We start from the raw sequence: 26,800 nt of genomic DNA, 5'->3' as shown, positions 1-26,800 counted from the left end.
GTCAACTTTTCAATATTTTAACTTTCAACCTTAACCTAACATGGAATCCGTTCAAGCAATAAAACAACGTTTTGGCATTATAGGCAATACACCTGCCCTAAACCGAGCTATTGAAAAAGCTATTCAAGTCGCGCCAACCGATATTTCGGTATTGGTAACAGGTGAAAGTGGTGTAGGCAAGGAAAGCATTCCTAAAATCATTCACCAATTATCACACAGAAAACACAACAAATACATTGCAGTAAACTGCGGGGCTATTCCAGAGGGCACTATTGATAGCGAACTTTTCGGGCATGAAAAAGGAGCTTTTACAGGCGCCACGCAAACCCGCGAAGGTTATTTTGAAGTGGCCGATGGCGGCACCATTTTTCTTGATGAAGTTGGCGAACTTCCACTAACTACACAAGTGCGGTTATTACGTGTTTTAGAAAACGGTGAGTTTTTAAAAGTAGGCTCCAGTAAAGTACAAAAAACCAATGTGCGTATAGTTGCGGCCACCAACATCAATATGTTTGAGGCTATTCAAAAAGAAAAATTCCGTGAAGATTTATTTTACCGTTTAAGCACGGTAGACATCCATTTACCACCATTGCGCGAACGTCAGGAGGATATACATTTGCTATTTAGAAAATTTGCTAGCGATTTCGCTTTAAAATACAAAATGCCGACCGTAAAACTAACTGATAACGCCGTCCATTTGTTACTTAAATATCGTTGGGGAGGAAACATCCGTCAGCTGCGAAATATTGCAGAACAACTTTCTGTTTTAGAGCAAGACAGAACCATTACAGCCGAAACATTGCGATCTTATCTACCAACAACAGGTTCTAATTTGCCTGCCGTTATAAAAACCTCAAAATCTGAAGGCGATTTTAGCAGCGAGCGCGAAATACTCTATAAGGTTCTTTTTGATATGAAAAGCGACCTCAACGATTTGAAAAAGCTCACCATGGAATTGATGAAAACGGGTAATGTTAAAGATGTTGAAAAAAACAATGAAGGCTTGATTCAAAAAATTTACGGCGATGCGGATGAAGATGAAGCCGATTATGAGGACACCTCAGAAGAAACCGAAGTTTTGTCCATTCCAGAGCATCTAGAATCTATGGAAGACATTGGTAGCACCCAGGACAAATATCATTTTGCCGAAGAGATTGAAGAAGAAGAAACGCTTTCGCTTCAGGACAAAGAATTGGAATTAATTAAAAAATCGCTTGAACGTCACAACGGAAAACGTAAATTAGCCGCTGCCGAATTGGGTATTAGCGAACGTACATTGTACAGAAAGATTAAACAATACGATTTATAGTGTTTTTTGTTTAAACAACAATGTAAAAACTGAAACGTTTATAAATAGTTGTTTTATCAAGTGATTGCCCTAATTTTAAAAATTTTATTGATGAAAAAAACAATTTTCTTTTTAGCACTAACCATTTCAACATCCATATTTTCGCAAAACAAGTTTGGAGCTTTTGCTGGAATAAACTACCCTACAATTTCAGACGGATTTCTTAAAAAATTTTACTTTGGAAGTGAAATTGCTTTCCATATTGGAGGTCTTTATGAATTCGAAATAACAGACAATATAGTCTTTAGACCGAAGATTACGTATTCCCAACAAGGAGATAGAGAAAAAAACAACTACTCATTTATTGACGTCAGAAGCATTGACTATAAACTTTCATATCTAAATGTACCTTTTAACTTCAAATTCTTTAATAAACCCTACTTATTGCTAGGTCCTCAAGTTGGGTTTTTACTTTCAACTGAAAAACAAAGTCAAGATTTTGGAAACGTCAGAAGCAATGTCGACTTTGGAGCCAATTTCGGAATGGGTTATGATTTTAAAAATATTTTTTTAGAATTTAATCTTTATCAGGGAATGTCTACACTTATAAAAACTCAAAGTGTATTTGCTAAATCTGTCGGATTTGATGGAACAAATACTGTTCTCCAACTTAGCCTTGGTTATTATTTTGACTAAATTACCAACGGAATAATGAAAAAACACCTCATATATTTTACACTTTTAGTATTCAGCTTTACACTTGTTAGCTGTGGTTTTTATTCCTTTACGGGTGCATCCATTCCACCGGGCACTAAAACCTATCAAGTAAATCGTTTTGAAAATACGGCACTCTTAATTGAACCTGGCCTTGAGCGTGATTTTAAACTGGCTTTGGAAGATTTAATTCAAAACCAAACCAATTTGACCTTAGTGCAATCAAACGGCGATTTGGTTTATGAAGGCGAAATAACCGATTATAGAATTTCACCCACCACAGCAACATCACAAAATACAGCTGCGCAGAACAGGTTGACCATTGCTGTAAAACTCCGTTTTTTTAACACGAAAAAAGAGGAAGATGATTTAGAACAAACCTTCACCTTTTTTTATGACTACCCAGGAAGTGCGCAGCTTTTAGGTGCACAAAAAACAACAGCGCACGAAACCATTTTTGAACGTATTACGCAAGATATTTTTAATGCCACACTGGCAAAATGGTAATTTGTTAACCGTAACAAAAAAATGAATAAATTTGGCATAGCCAATGAAAACATCAGATTTTATAAACACCCTTCAAAACCCACAAGCTATAACACATGAGCAAACTGAGGGCATAAAATCTATTATTGACGATTTTCCATATTTTCAATCGGCACGAGCCATTTACCTTAAAGGATTAAAGGACCAGGGCAGCATAAATTACAATCAAGAAATAAAAACTACCGCAGCTTACACTACGGATAGAAGCATTCTTTTTGATTTTATTACTTCTGAAACCTTCATTCAAAATAAAATTTCAGAATTAATAAAGCAAAACACCTCAAATTTGAAAGACTTTGATGTTGATGCCGATGTTGTAGACATTTCAGTCCAAAAAAGTATTAACATTGATGATGCCCTTAACCAGCAAATAAAGGAAACCGAAGGCGTTTGGGACCCAAAACTTTTTGAACCAAAGGAAGAGCGCCCGAAAAAAACAACAGCTTTTGTTTTAGACGAATCTGAACGTATAGAAAACGTTACCCAAGAAACCAAAACCCAAGAAGCAACGGCAGAAGACATTTTGAATTTGGGAAAACCGCTTCAATTTGATAAAAGAGAAAAACATTCGTTTAACGAATGGCTAAAACTCACGCGATTTAAACCTATAAACCGAGATGAAGAAAAGGTTGAAAAACTGATTGTAAACGAGGACGTATCGGAAAAAGAGAAAAAATTTGAACTTATTGATAAGTTCATTTCAACAAACCCAAAAATAAACCCAACATCTCCCATTTCGCAAAAAGGCAATCTAGCAAAAGCCCAAATGTTAAAGCCTGAAGCCTTAATGACAGAGACTTTGGCACGCATTTACGTTGAGCAAAAAAACTATAAAAAAGCAATTCAATCTTATAAGATTTTAAGTTTGAAATATCCAGAAAAAAGTAGTTTCTTTGCAAACCAAATTAAAGCAGTAGAACAATTACAAGAACAAAACAATAAAGAATAATGAGTACGTTTACAATATTTTTAATCCTTATAGTAGTTGTGGCATTTTTACTTGTTGTAGTAATTATGGTGCAAAACCCTAAAGGTGGCGGATTATCATCATCATTTGGTGGTGGTGGCACACAACAATTGGGTGGCGTAAAAAAGACCACGGACTTTTTAGACAAAAGCACATGGACTTTGGCAACAGTGTTATTGGTATTGATTTTAATATCCAATGTGGCCATAAACAAGGGTTCAGAAAGTGTTGATTCAAAAGCATTAGATCCAGATGCAACTACAACACAGCCATTACCTGAGGCTTTGCCAAGCAACCAAGATGCCACACCAGCTATGTCAAATGACACAGATTCAAACAACACAACAGCAACAGAATAATTTATTTTTGCAAATAATAAAAATGCCAGCTTTTACAGTTGGCATTTTTTATTTCCACCATTTCAATAAACAGATATGAAAGTTTGTCAGTTAAATTGCATTGGCACATTTTTAGCATAACGCCTAAGCGTTAACATTAATTTTAAAATTAAAAATATACATCAAATGGCATTAAACATTAAACCATTAGCAGACCGTGTTCTTATTGAACCAGCTGCAGCTGAAACTAAAACAGCATCAGGAATCATCATTCCAGATAACGCTAAAGAAAAACCACAAAAGGGCACTGTTGTTGCTGCTGGAAAAGGCACAAAGGACGAGCCCATTACCGTAAAAGTTGGTGACACTGTTTTATATGGTAAATATGCAGGAACAGAGCTAAAACTTGAAGGCAAAGATTACCTAATCATGCGGGAGAGCGATATTTTGGCGATTATATAACTGCTATTAGTTTTTGACTTCTAGCTCCAACTAAAAAGAATTAATAAACAAATTAGCCAGTAGCAAATAGCTATAGGCAAACAGCTAAAAATTAATAAAATGGCAAAAGACATAAAATTTGATATTGAAGCACGCGATGGTTTAAAACGCGGTGTTGATGCATTGGCAAATGCAGTAAAAGTAACTTTAGGTCCTAAAGGACGTAACGTAATAATCAGTAAAAGCTTTGGAGCACCACAAGTAACCAAAGATGGTGTTTCTGTTGCTAAAGAAATTGAACTTGAGGATGCTCACGAAAACATGGGCGCTCAAATGGTAAAAGAAGTAGCAAGTAAAACCAACGATTTAGCTGGTGACGGAACAACAACTGCTACGGTTTTGGCGCAAGCCATCGTAAAAGAAGGCTTAAAAAACGTAGCCTCTGGTGCTAACCCAATGGACCTAAAACGTGGTATTGATAAGGCTGTTGAAGCTATTACTAAAGACCTAGAAAAACAAGCCAAACAAGTTGGTAATTCTTCAGAAAAAATAAAACAAGTTGCTGCTATTTCAGCGAACAATGATGACACTATTGGAGAATTAATCGCAAAAGCGTTTACCAAAGTTGGCAAAGAAGGCGTAATCACTGTTGAGGAAGCAAAAGGCTTAGACACATATGTTGATGTTGTTGAAGGTATGCAGTTCGATAGAGGATATTTATCACCTTACTTCGTAACTGATTCTGATAAAATGATTGCTGATTTAGAAAATCCGTACATTTTATTGTTCGACAAAAAGATTTCAAACCTACAGGAAATCCTTCCAATTTTAGAGCCAGTGGCGCAATCTGGCCGCCCGTTATTAATCGTTGCAGAAGATGTTGACGGACAAGCTCTTGCTACTCTAGTGGTTAACAAATTGCGTGGTGGACTTAAAATTGCTGCGGTAAAAGCTCCTGGTTTTGGAGACAGACGTAAAGCGATGCTTGAAGACATAGCCATCTTAACTGGTGGAACCGTGATTTCTGAAGAAAGAGGATTCACCTTAGAAAATGCAGATTTAAGTATGTTGGGTACGGCCGAAACTGTAACTGTTGATAAAGACAATACAACTATTGTAAACGGTTCTGGTAAAGCTTCTGACATAAAAGCTAGAGTAAACCAAATTAAAGCCCAAATTGAAACCACAACTAGCGATTACGATAAAGAAAAACTTCAAGAGCGTTTAGCTAAATTGGCCGGTGGTGTTGCTGTACTTTATGTTGGTGCCGCCAGTGAAGTAGAAATGAAAGAGAAAAAAGACCGTGTTGACGATGCATTACACGCTACAAGAGCTGCCGTTGAAGAAGGCATTGTTGCCGGTGGCGGCGTTGCCTTGGTAAGAGCCAAAGCTGTTTTAGAGAAATTGACTACTGACACTTTAGATGAAACCACAGGCGTTCAAATTGTGAACAAAGCTATTGAGGCGCCATTACGTACCATAGTAGAAAATGCTGGTGGTGAAGGCAGTGTTGTTATCAATAAAGTTTTGGAAGGCAAAAAAGACTTTGGTTACGATGCTAAATCTGAACAATATGTTGATATGCTTAAGGCTGGTATCATCGATCCTAAAAAAGTAACCCGTATTGCTTTAGAAAATGCAGCTTCTGTGGCCGGAATGATTTTAACTACGGAATGCGCATTAATCGACATTAAAGAAGATGCTCCTGCAATGCCAATGGGCGGCGGAGGCATGCCAGGCATGATGTAGTCGAGAGCCTAGAAAGGCACCTTATCTCACTCGGACTCAAAAAAACGAGTGAAACTAATATAAAAAAACGCTCTGATCGATTTCAGAGCGTTTTTTTTATGTCTTTCAATTTTTAAGCCTGTGATAATAAAAAGCCGGCAACAACAAAATCAAAATTATGGGTTGTATCAAAAACCGCCGTATATTAAAAAACAAATAATAGTCTTCTTGCCTCGGGTTGATGACAAAATACAGATAGATTATAATTAAAATGATAAAGGCTAAGGCATAAATAATGGCCGAAAATTTCACGATACTTTTATCCTTAAAGAACACATATAAAATACCCAAGGAAACTAAAGTGTTCAAAGTGTATCGCAAAGTTGTAAAAGCAACTAATTTGGCTACTTCTCGCCTTGGACTATCAATGTACAGATAATCATTTTGAAAAAATGTAAGATACGGATCGTAGAACAGGGTATCCTCAAAAAACCTAATCAATACCAATAAAAGAAACAGAATGGCTAACCATATGTATTTTGAAAACTTACCCATTACTTTTATTTAATTTTGAAAATCGATTCACCCAAAAAATCCACAGCAAAAATACCATGCCGTAAATAATAGCAGGAAAAATTACCGTGTGCAACACATCTTCATATTTGGGATAATGATACAACCCAATGGTCAACAACACAATGCGCAACAAGTTTACCGAATAAATCAAAACACTTCCCGAAAGGATATAAAAAAAAGTGGTTTTAAACTTGCCCGAAAACGCCACGATAAAAGACAAAAATAGAATAATAATACTCACGGCATTACATCCCTCGATAACGCGGGCCAAATATTGCCCGTTAACAATTACTTTCATGGATGGCTCATCTGGGTGCGGCAAAACTTCGGCGTTATAACCAAAGGAATCCAAAAGCGCTTCACTTTGTTTGGCCACCAAATGCGTCATATAATCGGGGTAGAATTTTGAACCATCAGAATACTGTAAATACAATTTATACCCAAAAGACAGAACACCATAAACCAACAAAAATGTTAGAATGAATCTTATAACCGATTTGTATTTTATGAAAAGCTGCTTCAATTATCTTTTGTTATTTTCCCTGTCCACAAAAACGGAAACATGTTAAAGTTGTTTGAACGGGATACCGAAATTAAGCCTTTTTAAATACTTTTACCAAAACTTTTTATGCTATGATGTTCGAACAGTTAAAACCCCAAGTAAAAACAATTGCTTCAAATTCCAAAAAGACCGTTGACGAACGACTTTTGGCCATTTGCGCTTTACTTGAAAAACATGTTGACCATTACAATTGGGTTGGGTTTTATTTTCGAAATGGCGATAAGGAAGAATTAAAGCTAGGCCCCTATGTTGGCGCACCAACCGACCATACCATTATTCCTTTTGGCAAAGGCATTTGCGGACAAGTAGCGGTTAGCAACCAAAACTTTGTGGTACCTGATGTAGCCGCTCAAGACAACTACATTGCTTGCAGCATTACGGTTAAGTCTGAAATTGTCATTCCCATTTTTCTAAACGGTGAAAATATTGGTCAAATTGATATTGACTCAAACACACTAGACCCATTTACCGAAGCTGATGAACGATTTTTGGAATTTGTTTGTGCTGAAGTTTCATTGCTCTTTTAACTTTTAACTTTTCGTGTTAACAACTTCACTTTTTCGTTAAAAAATCACCGTCATTTTTAATTATTCTGCATTTGTTTTTTAAAGGAAATAAGTACTTTTGCACTTATTTACAAATTTCAACATAAACTCCTGAAAAACAGCAAGAATTTTAATTCATAACAACTAAAAATGAGCAACGAAAAAACCATTAAATCGGCATTAATATCAGTATTTAGTAAAGACGGTCTAGAGCCGATAGTGAAAGAACTGAACAAACAAGGCGTTACCATATATTCAACCGGTGGCACCGAAAAATTCATTAACGATTTAGGTATTAACGTTGTTCCTGTAGAAGATGTAACCTCCTACCCTTCCATTCTTGGTGGACGCGTAAAAACATTGCACCCAAAAGTGTTTGGCGGTATTTTGAACAGACAAAATCATGAAGGTGATGTGGCTGAATTGGCCGAATACGAAATCCCACAAATTGATGTGGTTATTGTGGATCTTTACCCTTTTGAAAAAACCGTGGCTTCAGGGGCAAGCAATCAAGATATTATTGAAAAAATAGATATTGGAGGCATTTCATTGATTCGTGCAGCGGCTAAAAATTATGCTGATGTAATTTGTGTTTCTTCCGTGGATGATTATGCCGAGTTTTTAGAATTAATTTCTGCCAATAATGGCTCTATTTCAGAGGAAGACAGAAAACGTTTTGCTGGAAAAGCCTTTAACGTGTCATCGCATTACGATACGGCTATTTTCAACTATTTCAACCAAAACCATGATGAAGCGGCTTTAAAAATAAGCGAAACAAAAGGTAAGGTTTTACGTTATGGCGAAAATCCGCACCAAAGAGGCTTCTTCTTCGGTAATTTTGATGAACTATTTACCAAACTTCACGGTAAAGAGTTAAGCTACAACAACCTTTTGGATGTCGATGCGGCGGTTAATTTAATGTTGGAATTTAAAAATGAAGCACCAACCTTTGCCATCCTAAAACACAACAACGCTTGTGGCTTGGCACAGCGAGACAATTTACACCAAGCTTACGTTGATGCATTGGCAGGCGACCCTGTTTCTGCCTTTGGCGGTGTTTTAATAAGCAATACCGAGATTGATTTGGCTACTGCCGAAGAAATCCACCAACTGTTCTGCGAAGTGGTGATTGCACCTTCTTTCGCTCCTGAAGCTTTAGAATTACTAAAAGGTAAAAAGAACAGAATTCTATTGGAAATCCACGACATTGACATGCCAAAAACCAATGTAAGGAGTTGTTTAAATGGTGTTTTGGTTCAAGATAGAAATAACATTACCGATCAGGCTGAAGATCTAAAAACGGTGACCAACACCACACCTACCAATGCCCAAATTGAAGATTTATTATTTGCTTCAAAAATCTGCAAGCATACAAAATCCAACACCATTGTTTTGGCCAAAAACAAACAATTGTGTGCAAGCGGTACTGGACAAACAAGCCGTGTTGATGCTTTGCAACAAGCTATTCATAAAGCAGGTTCTTTCAACTTCGATTTAAAAGGTGCCGTAATGGCAAGCGATGCCTTTTTTCCGTTTCCAGATTGCGTTGAAATTGCCAATAATGCAGGCATTGCAGCAGTAATCCAACCAGGAGGTTCCATTAAAGACCAATTGAGTATTGATTACTGCAACGAAAATGGAGTTGCCATGGTAATGACCGGAACACGCCATTTCAAACATTAATTACAAAAAAGTATTGTTTTAGTGCTTTTAATATTATTACAATGGTCTAAAAATCGATGAATAACGTATAAGAACCAGATAGAATAATTTAAAAACATTTTGAATCCTTTAAAACCTATATATTTATCAAGTTTTATTACATTTACGGGATTCGTTTTTTAACTACTAAACAACTTTAAATAGCCCATGGGATTTTTTGATTTCTTAACCGAAGAAATTGCGATAGATTTAGGTACTGCAAATACACTTATTATTCACAACGACAAAGTAGTTGTTGATGCACCTTCAATAGTAGCCCGAGACAGAATTTCTGGAAAAATAATTGCCGTAGGGCAACAAGCCAGTTTGATGCAGGGCAAAACCCATGAAAACATAAAAACCATCCGTCCGCTAAAAGATGGGGTAATTGCCGATTTTGATGCTTCAGAGCAGATGATAAGTATGTTCATCAAAAACATTCCGGCATTAAAAAAGAAGTTTTTTACACCTGCACTTCGTATGGTTATTTGTATTCCATCAGGTATTACCGAAGTGGAAATGCGTGCGGTTAAAGAAAGTGCCGAACGTGTTAACGGAAAAGAAGTTTACTTGATTCACGAGCCAATGGCCGCAGCTATTGGTATTGGCGTTGATATTATGCAACCTAAAGGAAATATGGTAGTTGATATAGGTGGAGGTACAACCGAAATTGCAGTGATTGCATTAGGTGGCATTGTATGTGACAAATCGGTTAAAATTGCGGGTGATGTTTTTACCAACGATATTGTTTATTACATGCGTACCCAGCACAACCTTTATGTTGGTGAGCGCACTGCCGAAAAAATAAAAATACAAATTGGTGCGGCTACCGAAGATTTAGAGTTGCCTCCAGAAGATATGAGCGTACAAGGACGTGATTTATTGACCGGAAAACCAAAACAGGTATCCATTTCGTACCGTGAAATTGCCAAGGCATTGGATAAATCCATTTTACGAATTGAGGATGCCGTAATGGAAACCCTATCGCAAACCCCACCAGAATTAGCTGCCGACATTTACAACACTGGTATTTACTTAGCTGGTGGAGGTTCCATGCTTCGTGGTTTGGATAAACGTCTATCGCAAAAAACAGACCTGCCTGTTTACATAGCCGAAGATCCTTTGCGTGCTGTTGTAAGAGGTACGGGCATTACACTTAAAAATTTACCTAAATACAAAAGCGTATTGATAAAGTAAGCGTAAAATAGGCAAATAACCCATGCAACAGATTATTAATTTTATAATAAGAAACAAAAACTTTTTGTTGTTCTTGTTGCTCTTTTGTTTATCGCTTTTATTTACCATTCAATCACATTCTTACCATAAAAGTAAGTTTATAAATTCGGCCAATTTTTTAACTGGGGGCGTTTACAATACGGTTAACGATATTAGCTCATATTTCAGTTTAAAATCGCAGAATAAATTGCTGTCCGAAGAAAACAGAAGGCTAAGAACGCTTCTTAGAAATTCTGGCATTCAACATGAACTTTCTTTTATTGATAGCACTTCGTATAACAAGACCTACAGGTTTTACAACGCCAACGTTATAAAAAACAGCTATTCGTTAACGGATAACATCCTTACGATTGACAAGGGAAAAAAAGACAGCATTAAGCCTGATTTTGGCGTTATTTCCTCAAAAGGTATTGTTGGCATTGTTGATAAAACGAGTCGTGGGTATGGCACAGTCATTTCTATTTTAAATACAACCAGCCGAATAAGTACCCAATTGAAAAAAACCAATCATTTTGGCACCCTAAAATGGAATGGCAAAGACCCTGCTTTGGTTCAGCTTATAGACATTCCAAAAATTGCCCCAGTGCAAATTGGAGATACCATCATTACCTCTGGGCGTTCATCGATATTTCCGAAAAACGTTCCTGTTGGAACTATTGAAGATTTTGCTCTTGATGCGGCCGAAAACTATTATGAAATTAACGTAAAACTATTTAACGACATGACCAATCTGGAGCATGTGTACATTATAGAAAACGTTAACAGCGTAGAAATAAATAACCTATTGGATAGCGACTAAATGAACAATATCTTTTCCATACATACCGTTCGTTTTGTGGCCTTGGTTATTTTGCAGGTTTTAATATTGAACCATATTAATTTTTTGGGATATATCAACCCATATATTTACATCCTGTTTATTGCACTTTTTCCAGTAAAACACAACCGTATTGTCTTAATGCTGTTGAGTTTTTTACTTGGTTTAATTATTGATTTATTTTTAGATACTGGCGGTGCCCACGCCGCTGCTTCGGTTTTCATAGCTTATGCACGCCCCTTGGTTTTAAAATCTTCGTTCGGCACCATTTATGAGCACCAAACGGTAAAATTCAATACCATAGATTTTGGTTCAAAACTCACTTATTTTACATTATTGACCGTATTGCATCATTTTGTACTGTTTTTTTTAGAAATATTTAGTGTTTCCAAGATACTTTTAGTGTTTCAAAAAACGTTATTCTCAAGTATATTTACTATCTTATTAAGTGTAATCGTAACGATTATTTTCAGTAGAAAGCCCAAATGAGACAATTTTTACTTTTCATTTCTGTTATTGGTGTTGGCCTTTTGTTTATTTCAAGGCTGTTCTATCTACAGGTCTATAATACAAATACGCAAAGCTTATACGAAGACAACGCCATTAGAAAAGTGTTCGACCTGCCAAAACGTGGATTTGTTTACGACAGAAATGGTGAACTTTTGGTTTCCAACCAACCGTCTTATGATGTCATGGTTATTCCCAGGGAAGTGGAACCTTTGGACACTTTGGAATTTTGCCAACTTCTAAAAATTGAAAAAGAAGATTTCATAAGCAAATATGAGAAAGCTTATCACTATTCCCCAAGGCTGGAATCCGTTTTCGTATCCCATTTATCCAAGGAAGATTATGCTGTTTTACAGGAAAAAATGCGAAAATTCAAAGGCTTTTACATCCAAAAACGTTCGTTAAGGCATTACACCACCACTATTGGCGCCAATGTTTTGGGCGATATTGGTGAGGTAAACAACAGGATTATAAGTAGAGACCCTTACTACCGTATGGGCGATTTAATAGGAAAACAAGGCGTTGAGGCTTCCTATGAAAATACACTGCGCGGAGTAAAGGGCATTAAGTTCATACAAAAAGACCGATTTAACAGAAATATTGGGCCTTATAAAGATGGTAAGTTCGATACTATTCCCGTGCAAGGAAAAGATATTACCATAACCATTGATGCCCAACTTCAAGCCTATGGTGAATTGTTGATGAAAAACAAACGAGGCGGTGTTATTGCCATTGAACCTTCCTCAGGTGAAATTTTGGCCATGGTTGCCGCGCCAACCTACGACCCCAATATTTTGGTTGGTAGGGAGCGTTCAAAAAACTTCACAAAATTGTATAACGACTCCATCGCTAAGCCACTTTTCAACAGAAGCTTACAAGGTGTTTACGAACCTGGTTCACCATTTAAATTGATGAATGCCTTGATTGCTTTGCAAGAAGGCGTTATTACACCTCAAGAATCGGTGACCTGTTATAAAGGCTACCGCTATGGTAACCGAGTTATGAAATGCCATTGTAATTACGGTACAAGAAATAATTTGATTACCGGTATACAACGGTCATGCAACGCCTATTTTGCAACCACTTATCGAAAGATTTTAGATAAGGACGGTAATGCTTCCCACGGCATTGATGCTTGGAGCAAACATGCCAAAAGTTTTGGTTTGGGCGAATTTTTAAATAACGATCTTTATGTTGGGCAAAAAGGTAGAATTCCAGACCGGGATTATTATCGAGGTATTTATCCAAAAACCTTTTATTCCACCTACACGATTTCAAATGCCATTGGCCAAGGCGAGGTAGCCACAACACCCATACAATTGGCAAATATGGCGGCGGCTATTGCCAACAGAGGTTATTATTACACGCCGCACATCATTAAACATATTGAGGGTGAAACATTACCTGAACAGTTTACAGAGCCAAAGCAAACCACCATTGAGAAAAGACATTTTGAACCCGTAATTGAGGGCATGCTACAGGTTTACAAAAATGGTACTGCCGCCTCGCTGCAAGTTAAGGACATTGAAATATGTGGAAAAACCGGTACTGTTGAAAACTTCATAAAAATTGACAGCGTGAAAACCCAACTTACCGACCACTCTATTTTTGTGGCGTTTGCACCCAAAGACAACCCTAAAATCGCCATCGCTGTTTTTGTTGAAAATGGTTATTGGGGAAGCCGATTTGCAGGTAAAGTGGCCAGTTTAATGATTGAAAAGCATATTAAAGGGTACATTACCAGAACCGATCTGGAAGAGTGGCTTTTAAGGCACAGCCTGCAGGACGAATATGCAAAACCGTATACTGGAGAGCCTTTCCAAATAAATGGATATACCACGTTACAGGTTGTTCAGGAACAAGAATACAATCGACTAAAGAACGAATTAAACAAAATTAACAAAACGGACAATTAATGGTTAGAGAAACCAACAGGCATTATAGATTCGATTGGATTACCATTATTCTTTTTTTGTTATTAGTCGGCTTTGGCTGGCTAAATATTTTATCGGCATCGCACACTGGAACCAGTGTCAATTATTTCGATTTTTCACAACCTTTTGGCAAACAGCTTATTTTCATTTTCTTGACCTTTGGGTTGATTATTCTCCTTTTGGCCATCGATGCAAAGTTTTACGAACGCTTTTCAAGTATTATTTACATCATTTCCATGCTTTCATTGGTTGGGCTATTCCTTTTTGGGAAGAATGTAAACGGTGCAACATCGTGGTATGCCATTGGCAGTTTTACCATCCAGCCCAGCGAATTTGCAAAAACTGCTACCGCATTGGCTGTTGCCAAATACATCAGTGACTTAAATACCAACATTAACTCAGTAAAGGACCAAATTCGGCTATTTATCATCATCATTATTCCTGCTCTATTGGTACTGTTGCAAAATGACACGGGGAGCACCATTGTTTATGGGGCATTCTTTTTTGTTTTGTATCGCGAAGGCTTGCCAAAATATTATTTGACCATTGGTATTTCGGTCATTATCATTTCGGTTTTAGCTTTAAAATTTGGGGCCATTATTACTTCGGTTTTCGTTCTTTTATGTGTTATTGCCTATCATTTTTTGAGCAAGAAAAAACTACGTGTTTACCAATCCATTTTAATCACTTTGTTTGCCGTAGCCATTTCGTTTGGCATAAAATTCTTCTACCAAAATGTTTTGAAACCGCACCAGCAAGACCGCATAAGTTTGTGGCTGAATTTAGAAAAAGACCCCGAAAAACTGGAACGGATGAAACAAACTTTTGCCTACAACCTTAACGAATCTGAAAAAGCTATAGGTTCAGGCGGTTTTATGGGTAAAGGTTTTATGGAAGGCACCCGAACAACAGGTAAGTTTGTACCCGAGCAGCACACCGATTATATTTTTAGTACGGTTGGCGAAGAGTGGGGCTTTTTGGGCAGTAGCTTGGTGGTAATTACTTTTGTGTTGCTTTTACTGCGTATACTGCATTTGGCAGAACTACAAAAATCGCAGTTTAGTAGGGTTTATGGCTATGGGGTGGCCTCTATTATTTTCATACATTTTTTTATAAATATTGGTATGGTTATGGGCTTGATTCCAACTATTGGTATTCCGTTGCCCATGTTCAGTTATGGTGGTTCGGGGCTTTGGGCCTTTACCATTTTAATATTTATTTTTATTAAATTAGATTCTAACAGAATCAACGAGTGGTAGTCGGTCAATAATTGACTTTCAATTTTTAGTTGTACCGTCATTGCGAGCGCTGCGCGGGAATCTGTTTAAATTTACTTGTAATCATGAGATTGCTTCACTTTGTTCGCAATGACGCAGAAACCACTAATGTAAAACATGCCTATCCGCAATAATTTCCTATGAAAAAGACCATACTTTTTATTTTTACCTGCCTGGTTGTAGTTAACTGTTCAAGCACCAAAAACCTCAAGAAACACAGCTTTTCTTCTGAAGAAATAAAATTGATTATGCAGGCAGACAGCCTGAAACCTATGCGGGTTTATAAAATTACCAATACCAAAGATTCGATTTTGCTTCGTACCAAAAGCAGTTATATAAAACCCAACCCCAACGACCCTGTTTTAAATCGGTTTGTAGAACGGCTTTATACCACGGTTAGGGATAGCATGAGCTTGGGCGTGGGCATTGCGGCACCACAGGTTGGCATTTTGAAAAACATTATTTGGGTACAACGTTTTGATAAAGAAAACTTTCCGTTTGAGGTGTACCTTAATCCAAAAATTTTGGAGTATTCTGAAAAAAAGCAAGTTTGCCGAGAAGGCTGTTTATCCATACCGAACCGAAGCGATACGCTAAAAACAAGGGCATATGCCATAAAGATTGAATATGATACCATGGCGGCCGAACACAAAACCGAAACTGTTGAAAGTTTTACGGCAGTTATTTTTCAGCATGAAATAGACCATCTTAACGGCATTTTATATCTGGACCATTTGGAAAAAGAAGCTAAGGGTGTTGAAAATTAAATAGGTTATTGTTTTATTTTCTGTCCGAAAATTTATATTTTCAGATTTTAAAACCTATTGTCTTGAATAATTTTCCCAAAGTAGTATTAAGGCCAAAATTTCATAAGAACGCCAACCAAATCCTTATCCAGTTTGATTATAACGATGTTCTTATAAAACAGGTTCGCGCTATTCCGGGAGCTACATGGAGCCAAAGTTTAAAAAGCTGGTACGTAAAAAACAATCCTTCAAACCTTAAATTGATATTTTCCGTTTTTAAAAACCATGCCCATGTAAACAGCAAACCCCTGTTTGAAAAACCTGCCGAACAACCAAAAACCTTCCCTGTAAAAAGAGTGAGGCAATTGAGTGCGGAAAACAAGAACCTGCTGAACCATTTTTACAAATATTTAAAGGGCAAACGATACAGCGATAGCACAGTAAAAACGTATAGTTTTTTTATGGCCGATTTTATTGATTTTTATAATAACAGGGAATTAAATACTTTAAGCAATAAAGATGTAGAATTGTTTATAGAAAAAGTTTTTATAGACCGAAAGTATGCCATAAGTACCCAACGACAGTTTATAAGTGCGGTAAAGCTTTTTATTGTTTTTTATCCCAACACCCAAATAAGGAATTTGGAATTAATGCGCCCCAGAAAATCCAAAATATTGCCCAATGTAATCTCACAAGAAGACATTATTAATCTGCTACGTTGCACAAAGAACCTAAAACACAGGGCTATTTTGGCCTTATTGTATTCGTCTGGATTACGTATTAGCGAGGTTTTAAATTTAAGGATAGAGCACTTTTTAATAAACCGAAAACAGTTGGTGGTTAAAAACGCCAAAGGCCGAAAAGACCGCTACGTAACTTTGGCAGAGAGCTTTTTGCCACTGTTGTTCAACTATTTAAACACCTATACGCCCAAGGTTTACTTTATTGAGGGCAGAAATGGCACTCCTTATACGGCAAGTAGCATCAGGAAATTTTTGGTACAATCATGCAAAGCAGCTGGCATAAAAGCCCATGTTACACCGCATACCTTGCGCCACAGCTACGCCACACATTTATTGGAAAATGGCGTGGGCATTAGGCACATACAAGAACTTTTGGGGCACAGTAAAACAGAGACCACCATGATTTACACCCATGTAACCCGAAAAGATTTGGTAAATATTAAAAGTCCGTTGGACCATGCCATAAACCAATTAAAAGAAACCCAAAATGAGGAACAAAAATTCCTATTATCCGGAAATAAATAAGGGATAATGCGAACTTTTATTCCACATATAACACGTTGGCAGTAAGTTTGAGAAAAATGGAACTACAAAACAATATTGTTGAGATGAAAAGAGAATTTGGCGAATTTGACAAAGTACGCTTTACTTTTCGATATCTTAAAGTAAATAATGTCGAGCGGACTATAATTGAAAAAGAATTATCGGATTTAACTCTTAAAATTAACGAAGCAGATAATGGCTCTTTTGTAATTACATTTCCATTAACCGCTGACATCAATTCTGAACGGATAAAAAATCTGAATGAAAAAATTAAATTGTCTGATTCACAATACGGAATTTTTGTTGCATTCACCACTAATTATGACCATTCAGGATTTAGACTTCCAAAAGAAATAAGAAATTTTTATCAGGTAGTTGGTGGCGAATTCGATTGTTCAATAATTATGATGAAAAGTGACTGACCAAAAACTGAATTAAAAAAACCTACTGCCAACACCGGCTATAATTCAGCGTGGCTTACGGTTAATCTAACGAACTTTTCTTACTTTTAACAAACCTGATTTCTCTGCGGACAAATCCTGCGGATTTATCCACGCCGAAATCATAGCCAAACCGTTGTGCGTAATTTGACAAAACAAATCTCAAGAAAAAAATTATCCGATAAATGAACGAAGATTTACTAAATGAACTAACAGAGATAGACGAAATCCATTGCGTCTTAAAATTACAACAAGAGGCAGAGGAATATCTAAAAAGTTTTGACTGGTGCCTGAAAATAAAAAAATCTTGGTACGACAATGAATTTAGTTCTTATGACATAATTGGAGTTTTTCTTTTTGAAATTGAGCCAATAAATGAAACCGTAGATGACTTTGTTTGGGTTATTGTTGGCGATTTACCTACTGTTTATTTGGACAAAAGTGTCACTTCTGGAAAAGAAGCATTAGAAATTTACTGTGACCTAATGGAGGATTGGATTGATAATGTAAAAAACGGACAATCTTTGGAGGAATGTTTTCCTGTTCCAAATGAACCGACCGCTGAAAATGCTGATTTATTAAAAACGCGAATAGAATTAATAAAAGAAATATTTTTAACGGAATAATAAAAACTACGCACAACACAGTATATAAAAAATTGCTGTTTTGTGCTTAACCAATGTGAGTTGCTTTGTTTGCTTGCATCTGATTTTCCTTCGGAAAATCATCGCACTCAAACACGCAACTTTTCATATACCCAACCGTTAGCTACAATGCGAAAATGACAAACTCAATAGAGACATATTTTGAGATTAAAGATGGAATTGACTTCATAAGAGTTGATGTAATAAAACAGAATTTCCCAGATGCGGAATTGGATTGGGATAAAAACTCTGTGAATTGTTTGATTTCTGTAAAATGTGGAGGATTTTCAGGAAACTTCAGTGCGGATTTAATTTCAACTGACTTTGAAATATTCAAAAAAGAGTTGGAAATTGTTTATGAAAATCTTGACCGTAATGCAACCTTTGAGGGAATTGAAAGTCAAGTGACAATTCGAGTGGAAGGAGACGGAATTGGACATTTAAAAACAAGATGTTGGTTAATGGATTATTCAGGAATTGGAAATGAACTGAATTGCGAAATGAATTTTGACCAGACAGCTCTTCCAAAATTGATTGAACAATTAAATAAAATAACATCTGAATACAAAGTGTTCGGAAAAATAAAAGATAAAAAGCACAGTAGCTAACAACGGCTATAATTCAGCGTGGCGACAGTTCTAAAACCAAAAGTAAAACATATATTTAAGCTGATTTCTCTGCGGAATAGTCCTGCGGACAATTCCACGCCGAAATCATAGCCAAACCGTTGTGCAACATTTTAAGAAAACCCAAAATTTGATTTGAAAAAGTGGATTTTGATATTGTTTTTCTCGATTTTAATCGGACTCTATTTCGGACTTGGGACAATTTTCGGGTTTTTTAAATTATTGTTATTCTTTGGACTTTCGACTCTGATTTTTATAGCGCTGATATTAATCTGGCAAAAACAATTTAGAAAACGGAATTATGCAATTTGGATTTATTTGACCATCTGTTTCGGACTGATTTTTAGTTTATTAATTTTTCAATTAAAAAAAGCATATAATCAACATAATGCTAACTTATTAACAGAACAGATAATTGATTTTAGAAATAATAATAATCGTCTACCAAACTCGATAGCTGAATTAAAAAAGGATACTGAATTACCAAAATACTTTGACCAATTTGAACTAAAAGATTTTGAGTATTCATTGAACCAAAAAACGAATGAATTCAATCTGAGTTATTCGCTCGATGGTTGGCATATTAATGAATTTAATAGCAAAACCAAGGAATGGGAAACGAGAGATTAAATAAAAAACGTTGCACAACAACGTGTAAAAATAATTGCTTGGTTCTAGCCTACTCGGAAAATCCTACGGATTTTCCTCTGGTTCGTTCCTTTTTAGTAAGTTAGTTGCTTGCACACGCAACTATCCTTACACAAACCGTTGTACACAATACGAATGAAACTCATTTTTAAAATAATATTACTCGTATTTTTGACCATTTCTGGTTGTAAATCAAAACAGGTTGACAAAATCAAACCGAGTTCTGAAACACCAAAAGTTGAGTTTACGGAATTCGATTTAGGCGAGAGTGATTTACCAAAACTGAAACGAGAAGTAAATGATTATGAATTTATTTTTACGCCAGAGCAGTTGGAAAAATTGACATTAATAATTCGAGAATTTGAGAAAGAAACAACTAACCAAATTGCTGTAGTGTCAATAGACTCAATTGGAAAATATACTGACTTTGACCAATTCGCAATTGACTTATCGAATTACAACGGAGTTGGACTAAAGGAAAAAGATAACGGATTAACAATTGTTTTTAGTAAAAATTTGAGAAAAATAAGAATTTCGACAGGTAATGGAACTGAAAAAATACTGACTGACAAAATCTGTAAGAAAGTAATTGACGAAACTATTATTCCTGAATTCAAAAACGGAGAATATTACAACGGAATTGAAAAAGGAATTACGGAATTAATCACAAAATGGAAATAAAAGTACTGTGTACAACAATGTATAACCGCAATTACGGCGGATTCGACTACGTCCGAATCCACTCGGAATTGCTAACGCCAGTTCTTAACCGAATAACAGTAACTTAAAACCCGTAACTGACGGTTATACGAACCGTTACCACACATTTAAAAATGACCCTCGAACCAAATAAATAATGGGTGTAATAAAACAGATAAATAGATTAATAAAACAACTGCTATTGCAGATAAAAAAATCATTAGTAAAACTTTACAAAAAGATTGAAATATTATTAAAGCGTTTTTTTTTATGGTTTTCGAAGATAACATGGCGTTCAATTTTAAATAGTTTTTTAGCTTTTTTAGGTTTTTATGCAACAATCTGGGGGTTTAATAATCACTACAAACCAAAAGTCAAGATAGTTTGCATCGGACAATTAAAAGATGACGATTTATTTACATCGAATTTTTGTATAGATAATACTGGGGAATGCAACATATATGATGTAAATGTTGATTTCTTTTTAAAAAAAGCCACCATAACAAATAAGGCAAAACAAGACACAAGGATTAGAGAGTCTTTTTTTGAGCCTGAATTTGGTGTTTTTAAAATAGTAACATCTAACAAAAGACAATGTATAAAATACGACTTCCTTAATGACGGTGGTATTAATTTTTACTCTACAATACACAAAACAGATTTTCAAACAATTGATGGTGAACTTGAAATTTATGTCGAATATAAATATTGGAGAAAAACAATTGAACAAACTAAAAAGGATACGTTTAAATTTATATCCTCTAAGTTCAATCATGGAAAGATAAAATGGATTGAAAACCAATAAATTCATAATATTTGATTTTAAAATTAATAATCTGACTAAAAAAACGTGTGGTAACAACGTATATAATTTATTGCTAGTTCTAGCTTGCTTACGAAAATCCTCGCGGATTTTCTATTCGGTTTGTACTTGCTAAATTCATTGCTTTACCACGCAACAAATCATATACAAACACGTTGGCAACAATATGAAAAAACCTATCACTTTGAAATATTTCTTTTCGATAATAATAATAATAATATTTACACTTTTCTCTTGTGAAAGTCAAGTTGACAAAGACAATGAAAGACTTGAGAAGTTAATCTATAAAAAAGCGTTAGAAATTAATGATAACTACTTGAAAACTAAATCAGACTTTGCTAACAGTGGATTAGCAACACTTTTAAGCATTGATAGATTAAAAAAGGATAAAGAGAATGGCTTGTCTGAATCTAAACTTATTTTAAAAAAATTAGATTCATTAAACATAAATTTTAATCAAACTAACCAATCATTGATTTCTGACTTAAAAACTTTGTTTGACTCAATAAAACCATCCGAAATATATAATGACGAAAAGCGAAAAACGATTCAAGACAAATATGAATATGCAATTAATATAACTAAAGAGAATTTCGAAATCGACACCAATATTATTGACTTAAGTAAAAAAATAATAAGTCTTTTAGATGAAAGTTGCGAATTTGAGATAGTAGATAATCAAATTAGGTTTTACACTCAAAAATGCGTGAACAATTATAATTTTTACAACTCTAATCTTGAAATGGCTATTTCATCTGCAAAAATGAAAATCCAAATGAGAGAAATGAAAAAAAACTTGGAAAAAACAAAACGTAATGACTAACAAAACAGGTTATATTTTAGGATTGATAAGTGCTATAATTTATGTATTGGTACTTTATGGAATTGACACAAATCATATTTTGGACTTTTTTGCATACTTATTAGGTGCTTTGTTAATTCCTGCAATAATTGCTGGACTAATTTCACTTTTTTCAAAAAACAATTTTGGAAAAATATTCGGATTTACCTGCATAATTATTCACATATTATCAGGTTTAGGAGGCTCATTAATGTAATTATCTGAAAATAAAATACTGTTGCCAACACCGTGTAAAAATAATTGCTTGGTTCCTGCCTACTCGGAAAATCCTACGGATTTTCCTCTGGTTCGTTCCATTTTTGTTAAGTTAGTTGCTTAACCACGCAACTATCCTTACACAAAACCGTTGTAAGCCATTTGAGAACCCGAAAAGTTAAGTATGAGAGCATCTATACTGATTGTCAATTTAGGTGCTGAATAATAAGTCAAAAAGTATGGTTAATCTTGATAATATTTATTTAGCAATTCTTTATTTCACATTTGGTTTACCAGGTGCTGTGGTTAGATTCAGCTACTTGAATATTTTGGCATTATTTAAAAATACCGCTGACTTTAATTTCAAAAAGCTATGGTCTAAAGATGGAATTATAGAAACATTTTTACACCCATATAATTTGGTTATTGGAATATTGATTTTTATTGTACTAATGATTATTTTCATCTAATAAACTGACTTTTGACTTACTAATGGCATCGGAAATAATAAAAAAAACGGCTTACAACAAAGTGTATAATTCATTGCTTCTGATTTTCCTTCGGAAAATCCTCGCGCTGAATTATTGCCAGTTTTAATTACTAACTTAGTGCCAAAACCACGCAACAAATCATACACAAACCGTTGTGCATCATTTAACTTGAACACTTACAATATTGATTAAGCAATTGACAATCATAGTTCTCGTTTTAACAACAACTTTCTGTTGGAGTCAAGTTACAGTTACAGGGAAAGTTATTTTCAAGCAGGATAAGTTAGCCGCTCCTGGAGTTAATGTTATTGAAAAAGGAACCAAAAACGGAACAACAACTAATTTTGACGGTGCCTTTGAATTAACTGTTAGTGACCAGAATTCAATTTTGGTTTTCTCATTTATTGGTATCAGAACTCAAGAATACCATTTAAATGGACAACGTGAAATATCCGTCCAACTAAAAGAGGATTGCAACAAGGACTTTTTTGACGCATATCATATTGCTTTATATGCAAACAGCGGACTTGTTCACAACCCGATTGGCGGACAAATTGAAATATCATCACCGTATACTTCTATTGGCGTTATAAAAGGTTCTTACAGTTATCAAACAAACCTAGATGAAAATGAATTTCAAACTGGACTAATGGAGCTTAGTCATCCCATATCTAATTGTGAATTTGATATGGACTTCAGATGGAGCTACCGAAACGTTTCATTTAACAAGGACTTTCAATCAATTGCGAATTCAGGTGAGGCACAACTTAATTTAAGAAAAATAAGCCTTATTGCAGGGTATAGCCATTTGAAAATGACTAAAATTGCTGAGAATAAAACCAAAGCTTCATCTGGTGTAATAATTGGACTTGGGAAAGAGGTATTCTTCCGACCCTTTTTTGGGACAATTTCAACAAAGATTGCCATTTATCACAGCAATGTTGAATACCAAGCCGAGTTTAAAAGTGGATACAGATGGTTTCAATGTTTTGTTAGATATAACAAATTGGACTCGTTTGACGAATTAAGTTTAGGTATAGGAGCACAAATTAGTTATTATAAAAAGAGAAGATAAGGTAAACGCTGCACAACAACGGCTATAATTCAGCGTGGCGATGGTGCGAAAAATGAAAGTAAAAACATTAAATTAGCTTGATTTCTCTGCGGAATAGTCCTGCGGACGATTCCACGCCGAAATCATAGCCAAACCGTTGTGCACAAGCTGAAAAAAATCGAGAATGACAGGAATATTAGCCCAAATAATTGCAATTACATCCTTTGGAAATGAATATTTGAAAAATGGAAATCTGACCAATTTTTTTCCTCAAAACTCTACTTTTCAACACTGTGATTTTGTTGACTTCAGAGAAATGAGAAAAAAGAATTTTTTCAGTTCAAAAAAAGAGTTCGTCGTTTCTAAAAATCCAATCGAATGGTTTGAATACTTGAAAACAAAAAATTGCAAAAAACTTCGACTTTTTTATCAAACAGTTAAAGAAGATGACCATAAAATGGCTGGATTTGTTGGCGGTGGAGGAAATTGGTTTATTGAAACAATTTTCAAGAATCAATCTGACTTATGGATAAGTCGTTGGAATCACGACAAGAATTTGACCGAGAAACCTTGGCAAGTTACATACGGAAAGGCATACGAAAATCGACCAATTATAAATCAACAATTAGACTTAACTCAAACAAGAAACAAATTAAAAAGTTCACTTGAAAAAATAACAGAATTTGCGTTTAAGGAAACAACAGAGAATTGGGGAAACATATTTAAAAAAGCTAAAAACACACTTGAAAGTGAAAACCCAGAATCTGACTTTTATCATAACGATTTAATCTGTTGGAATAATTATGGTTTACAGAATCGTCAACTTCTAATGTCGGCGAGTAAGGCGTTTGTGTTTGGCGGAATGGGTTCTTGGAATGATATGTGGTTTGAGAAAGAAGAAACAAATGAGAACTATAACAAACTATCGTCTGAATTATATGATGCAATGATGAAATCAATAATTTGTGCAATAAATAATGATAAAATGGAATAAAGCCAGTGCACAACAATGTATAACCGCAATTACGGCGGATTCGACTACGTCCGAATCCACTCGGAATTGCTAACGTCAGTGCTAAACCGAAAATTATTAACTTTAAAACCGTAACTGACGGTTATACGAGACCGTTAGGCACAATTAGACCACAACAATGAGAATAAACATAATTATAGATGAAAATTTAGAAGTCGATTATGATAAACTAGAATTGTTATTCAATAAACACTCAAAATCAATTGACTTTAAGGTTTATAAGAATGAATTCTCTTGGGATGAGGAATACATAGTTTATCCACGAACTCACGAAAAAATATATGAATCCTTGTCTAAAGAAGAGGTCAATTCATATATAAATTTCATATTTACAGATATTCAATATATCAATAATTTTTTCTATGAAGGTCACGAAAACCTTGTTCCCTTCTCACTTTTTGACTGGGACTATTTAACTAATCTTCCCATTGAAAATGGAATATTATTTTTTACAACGACTTACTTGGCTCGTCTTCTTGAAAACGCTGATAATAGGCACTACGAAAATATTGGTTGTGTTTATGATTTTTTAGGAGACAAACGAGGAGTAGATGATGGAATGAGACAAGCATCATTCTGTAAAAACTGTCTGGAAAGTTTAGAGCAAGAAGTTCTATCCGAAGAGGATGAAAAACTTTTAGAAGACTTAAAACTACTGTTAGACTTATTATCCACATCATCAAAATGGAATAAAAGTATTCTCGATGACATCAAAAAAGAACCTTTTCAAACAAATAAAAAAAGGAAAGCAATTACTGAAAAAGAGATAAATGTAGTTATAGCATCACCCGGAGATTTAATTGAGGAAAGAGAATTATTAATTGATAAGTTGGAACGTAAATTTAGGACTGACAAACACGAAGAACTTTGTAAACATAGATTAAAAGTTCACGGTTGGGAAGACTTGGCTTCACAAAACGGATATCCTCAAGACGTGATAAACGAACGAATTATTAAAAATATGGATATCGTTTTAGCAGTATTCAAACACAAGTTAGGTTCACCAACTATAAATCAAGAAACTGGTAAAGAAAGATTCCCTTCTGGTACGGCAGAGGAAATTTTATTTGCAATAGACAATAAAAATACAGATTCACCACTTGGAATGGTTTATTTTTACTCTAAACCACCAGCACCTTCCTTTGAAGCCGAAAATTATAACAAATTAAAGTCAGAATGGGATAGGCTGAAAGCCTTTAAGCATTCAATAGGAAATAAAGTTATCTACAAACCTTTTACATCCAAAGAAGAGTTAATCGAAATTGCCAGTAAAGATTTGATGAAAAATATTAGTGAACTATTTGAAAAATAAAATAACTGTGCCTAACAATGGCTATAAGTAATTGCTTGTTCTCGCCTAATTTGGAAATTCCTGCGGAATTTCCAAATTAGTGCGTACTTGTAAAGTTAAGTTCTAAACCACGCAACTACTCATAGCCGAGACCGTTAGGCACAAGCTGAAAAAACCGAATGGCGAAAAAAATTGGAATATTAATATTAATCGTAATTATCTCTATAATTCTCGCTTCGATTTACGGAATTTTACACAACCAGATTTCTTACTCTATATCATCTGAATATTTTACAAAATTTAAATTTGACCAAATTGGAGAATGGTTACATCAAGTAGAAAACGAACGAATTGCAATCTCTTTTGTCGGATTTGTATCTACTTGGTGGTTCGGACTTTTACTCGGACTGATTATTGGAATCGTAGGAATGTTTCAGCCGAATTCCAAAATTATGTGGAAAAGTGGAATCGGAGCAATATTTCGGACTTTAGGAATAGCAATCGGAATTGGAATCGTGGGGATTTTGGTTGGGAAGTTTCTTATCTCAAACTTAAATGCAAATTGGAATCTACCAGCTGAATTGATTGACCGAAAAAGCTTTTTGACTGCTGGAACGATGCATAATTTCAGTTATTTTGGTGGAATAATCGGACTGATTTACGGAATAATATATCAACTAAAAATAAAAAAAGCCAGTGCCTAACAATGGCTATAATTCCTTTAGACTTGCATAATAAAATATAGTAACTTTAGGATTGACCAAAGAGCAGGTAAACTATTATAG

The 26,800-nt window shown here is 35.2% G+C and carries 30 protein-coding genes; 28 read left to right on the top strand and 2 right to left on the bottom strand.

The annotated features are described in order from the left end of the window. The first annotated feature begins 40 nt into the window (after positions 1 to 40). From WJN01_RS13835 to groL, 7 genes are all read left to right on the top strand, one after another. A complete protein-coding gene (locus tag WJN01_RS13835) occupies positions 41 to 1,309 on the top strand; it encodes a sigma-54 interaction domain-containing protein (RefSeq protein ID WP_445197753.1) in 1,269 nt (422 codons plus the stop codon). Positions 1,310 to 1,399: 90 nt separating this feature from the next. Continuing rightward, a complete protein-coding gene (locus tag WJN01_RS13830) occupies positions 1,400 to 1,984 on the top strand; it encodes an outer membrane beta-barrel protein (protein WP_445197752.1) in 585 nt (194 codons plus the stop codon). A gap of 15 nt (positions 1,985 to 1,999) precedes the next feature. After that, positions 2,000 to 2,509, top strand: coding sequence for an LPS assembly lipoprotein LptE (lptE, locus tag WJN01_RS13825; protein ID WP_445197751.1), 510 nt, complete (start codon positions 2,000 to 2,002; stop codon positions 2,507 to 2,509). A 43-nt stretch (positions 2,510 to 2,552) separates the two neighbouring features. Further along, a complete protein-coding gene (locus WJN01_RS13820) occupies positions 2,553 to 3,497 on the top strand; it encodes a DUF8458 domain-containing protein (protein WP_445197750.1) in 945 nt (314 codons plus the stop codon). After that, the gene (gene secG / locus WJN01_RS13815) at positions 3,497 to 3,874 is read left to right on the top strand and encodes a preprotein translocase subunit SecG (RefSeq protein ID WP_445197749.1); all 378 of its coding nucleotides are present in this window, start codon (positions 3,497 to 3,499) and stop codon (positions 3,872 to 3,874) included. The genes WJN01_RS13820 and secG overlap by 1 nt, the downstream gene beginning before the upstream one ends. Positions 3,875 to 4,039: 165 nt before the next feature. Continuing rightward, the gene (locus tag WJN01_RS13810) at positions 4,040 to 4,315 is read left to right on the top strand and encodes a co-chaperone GroES (RefSeq protein ID WP_370479857.1); all 276 of its coding nucleotides are present in this window, start codon (positions 4,040 to 4,042) and stop codon (positions 4,313 to 4,315) included. A gap of 99 nt (positions 4,316 to 4,414) precedes the next feature. Further along, on the top strand, positions 4,415 to 6,043 hold the full coding sequence (gene groL, locus WJN01_RS13805; RefSeq protein WP_445197748.1) for a chaperonin GroEL: 1,629 nt from the start codon (positions 4,415 to 4,417) through the stop codon (positions 6,041 to 6,043). Positions 6,044 to 6,148: 105 nt separating this feature from the next. On the opposite strand, the gene WJN01_RS13800 is transcribed toward groL, so the two are convergent. Next, a complete protein-coding gene (locus tag WJN01_RS13800) occupies positions 6,149 to 6,577 on the bottom strand; it encodes an exosortase F system-associated membrane protein (RefSeq protein WP_445197747.1) in 429 nt (142 codons plus the stop codon). After that, positions 6,570 to 7,121: an exosortase family protein XrtF gene (gene xrtF / locus WJN01_RS13795; protein ID WP_445197746.1), complete on the bottom strand. Its 552-nt coding sequence runs from the start codon at positions 7,119 to 7,121 to the stop codon at positions 6,570 to 6,572. The genes WJN01_RS13800 and xrtF overlap by 8 nt, the downstream gene beginning before the upstream one ends. 110 nt (positions 7,122 to 7,231) lie before the next feature. Here xrtF and WJN01_RS13790 point away from each other — a divergent pair, with 110 nt between their 5' ends. The 21 genes from WJN01_RS13790 to WJN01_RS13690 all read left to right on the top strand — a co-directional run bounded on the left by WJN01_RS13790 (position 7,232) and on the right by WJN01_RS13690 (position 26,719). Beyond that, on the top strand, positions 7,232 to 7,687 hold the full coding sequence (locus WJN01_RS13790) for an XrtF-associated fRMsr-like GAF protein (RefSeq protein WP_445197745.1): 456 nt from the start codon (positions 7,232 to 7,234) through the stop codon (positions 7,685 to 7,687). A gap of 168 nt (positions 7,688 to 7,855) precedes the next feature. After that, positions 7,856 to 9,388, top strand: coding sequence for a bifunctional phosphoribosylaminoimidazolecarboxamide formyltransferase/IMP cyclohydrolase (purH, locus tag WJN01_RS13785; protein WP_445197744.1), 1,533 nt, complete (start codon positions 7,856 to 7,858; stop codon positions 9,386 to 9,388). A gap of 186 nt (positions 9,389 to 9,574) precedes the next feature. Further along, positions 9,575 to 10,603 carry a rod shape-determining protein gene (locus WJN01_RS13780; protein ID WP_370479847.1) on the top strand — a complete coding sequence of 343 codons (1,029 nt, stop codon included), beginning with the start codon at positions 9,575 to 9,577 and terminating at the stop codon, positions 10,601 to 10,603. A 22-nt stretch (positions 10,604 to 10,625) separates the two neighbouring features. Further along, entirely contained in the window at positions 10,626 to 11,441 is an 816-nt protein-coding gene (mreC, locus tag WJN01_RS13775; RefSeq protein ID WP_445197743.1) for a rod shape-determining protein MreC, read from the top strand. Beyond that, positions 11,442 to 11,948: a rod shape-determining protein MreD gene (locus WJN01_RS13770; protein WP_445197742.1), complete on the top strand. Its 507-nt coding sequence runs from the start codon at positions 11,442 to 11,444 to the stop codon at positions 11,946 to 11,948. Then, on the top strand, positions 11,945 to 13,882 hold the full coding sequence (mrdA, locus tag WJN01_RS13765) for a penicillin-binding protein 2 (RefSeq protein WP_445197741.1): 1,938 nt from the start codon (positions 11,945 to 11,947) through the stop codon (positions 13,880 to 13,882). The genes WJN01_RS13770 and mrdA overlap by 4 nt, the downstream gene beginning before the upstream one ends. Next, complete coding sequence (rodA, locus tag WJN01_RS13760) at positions 13,882 to 15,159, top strand: rod shape-determining protein RodA (protein WP_445197740.1); 1,278 nt, start codon at positions 13,882 to 13,884, stop codon at positions 15,157 to 15,159. Before mrdA ends, rodA begins: the two co-directional genes overlap by 1 nt. A gap of 158 nt (positions 15,160 to 15,317) precedes the next feature. After that, positions 15,318 to 15,944 carry a peptide deformylase gene (def, locus tag WJN01_RS13755; protein ID WP_445197739.1) on the top strand — a complete coding sequence of 209 codons (627 nt, stop codon included), beginning with the start codon at positions 15,318 to 15,320 and terminating at the stop codon, positions 15,942 to 15,944. A gap of 62 nt (positions 15,945 to 16,006) precedes the next feature. After that, positions 16,007 to 17,191, top strand: coding sequence for a tyrosine-type recombinase/integrase (locus WJN01_RS13750; RefSeq protein WP_445197738.1), 1,185 nt, complete (start codon positions 16,007 to 16,009; stop codon positions 17,189 to 17,191). Positions 17,192 to 17,247: 56 nt separating this feature from the next. Further along, positions 17,248 to 17,631: a hypothetical protein gene (locus tag WJN01_RS13745; protein ID WP_445197737.1), complete on the top strand. Its 384-nt coding sequence runs from the start codon at positions 17,248 to 17,250 to the stop codon at positions 17,629 to 17,631. A 203-nt stretch (positions 17,632 to 17,834) separates the two neighbouring features. Next, positions 17,835 to 18,275 (top strand): hypothetical protein, encoded by a 441-nt coding sequence (locus WJN01_RS13740; protein WP_445197736.1) that lies wholly within the window; start codon positions 17,835 to 17,837, stop codon positions 18,273 to 18,275. A 155-nt stretch (positions 18,276 to 18,430) separates the two neighbouring features. Continuing rightward, the gene (locus tag WJN01_RS13735; protein WP_445197735.1) at positions 18,431 to 18,901 is read left to right on the top strand and encodes a WapI family immunity protein; all 471 of its coding nucleotides are present in this window, start codon (positions 18,431 to 18,433) and stop codon (positions 18,899 to 18,901) included. A gap of 153 nt (positions 18,902 to 19,054) precedes the next feature. Then, positions 19,055 to 19,549 carry a hypothetical protein gene (locus WJN01_RS13730; protein ID WP_445197734.1) on the top strand — a complete coding sequence of 165 codons (495 nt, stop codon included), beginning with the start codon at positions 19,055 to 19,057 and terminating at the stop codon, positions 19,547 to 19,549. Between the two features lie 153 nt (positions 19,550 to 19,702). Continuing rightward, positions 19,703 to 20,248, top strand: a complete 546-nt coding sequence (locus WJN01_RS13725) for a TPM domain-containing protein (protein ID WP_445197733.1) — start codon at positions 19,703 to 19,705, stop codon at positions 20,246 to 20,248. 175 nt (positions 20,249 to 20,423) lie between these two features. After that, on the top strand, positions 20,424 to 21,071 hold the full coding sequence (locus WJN01_RS13720; protein ID WP_445197732.1) for a hypothetical protein: 648 nt from the start codon (positions 20,424 to 20,426) through the stop codon (positions 21,069 to 21,071). 184 nt (positions 21,072 to 21,255) lie between these two features. Beyond that, positions 21,256 to 21,912 carry a hypothetical protein gene (locus WJN01_RS13715; protein WP_445197731.1) on the top strand — a complete coding sequence of 219 codons (657 nt, stop codon included), beginning with the start codon at positions 21,256 to 21,258 and terminating at the stop codon, positions 21,910 to 21,912. Next, on the top strand, positions 21,905 to 22,147 hold the full coding sequence (locus tag WJN01_RS13710; RefSeq protein WP_445197730.1) for a hypothetical protein: 243 nt from the start codon (positions 21,905 to 21,907) through the stop codon (positions 22,145 to 22,147). The genes WJN01_RS13715 and WJN01_RS13710 overlap by 8 nt, the downstream gene beginning before the upstream one ends. 686 nt (positions 22,148 to 22,833) lie before the next feature. Further along, positions 22,834 to 23,712 carry a carboxypeptidase-like regulatory domain-containing protein gene (locus WJN01_RS13705; RefSeq protein ID WP_445197729.1) on the top strand — a complete coding sequence of 293 codons (879 nt, stop codon included), beginning with the start codon at positions 22,834 to 22,836 and terminating at the stop codon, positions 23,710 to 23,712. 217 nt (positions 23,713 to 23,929) lie between these two features. Continuing rightward, positions 23,930 to 24,685 (top strand): hypothetical protein, encoded by a 756-nt coding sequence (locus WJN01_RS13700; protein ID WP_445197728.1) that lies wholly within the window; start codon positions 23,930 to 23,932, stop codon positions 24,683 to 24,685. A 157-nt stretch (positions 24,686 to 24,842) separates the two neighbouring features. Next, entirely contained in the window at positions 24,843 to 26,036 is a 1,194-nt protein-coding gene (locus tag WJN01_RS13695) for a DUF4062 domain-containing protein (RefSeq protein ID WP_445197727.1), read from the top strand. A 158-nt stretch (positions 26,037 to 26,194) separates the two neighbouring features. Next, positions 26,195 to 26,719, top strand: a complete 525-nt coding sequence (locus WJN01_RS13690; RefSeq protein ID WP_445197726.1) for a hypothetical protein — start codon at positions 26,195 to 26,197, stop codon at positions 26,717 to 26,719. The last annotated feature ends 81 nt before the right edge of the window (positions 26,720 to 26,800 follow it).

This window comes from Tamlana sedimenti, assembly GCF_038148895.1.
In the GTDB taxonomy this organism is placed as follows: domain Bacteria; phylum Bacteroidota; class Bacteroidia; order Flavobacteriales; family Flavobacteriaceae; genus Tamlana.
This window is presented reverse-complemented; position numbering and strand designations above follow the sequence as displayed.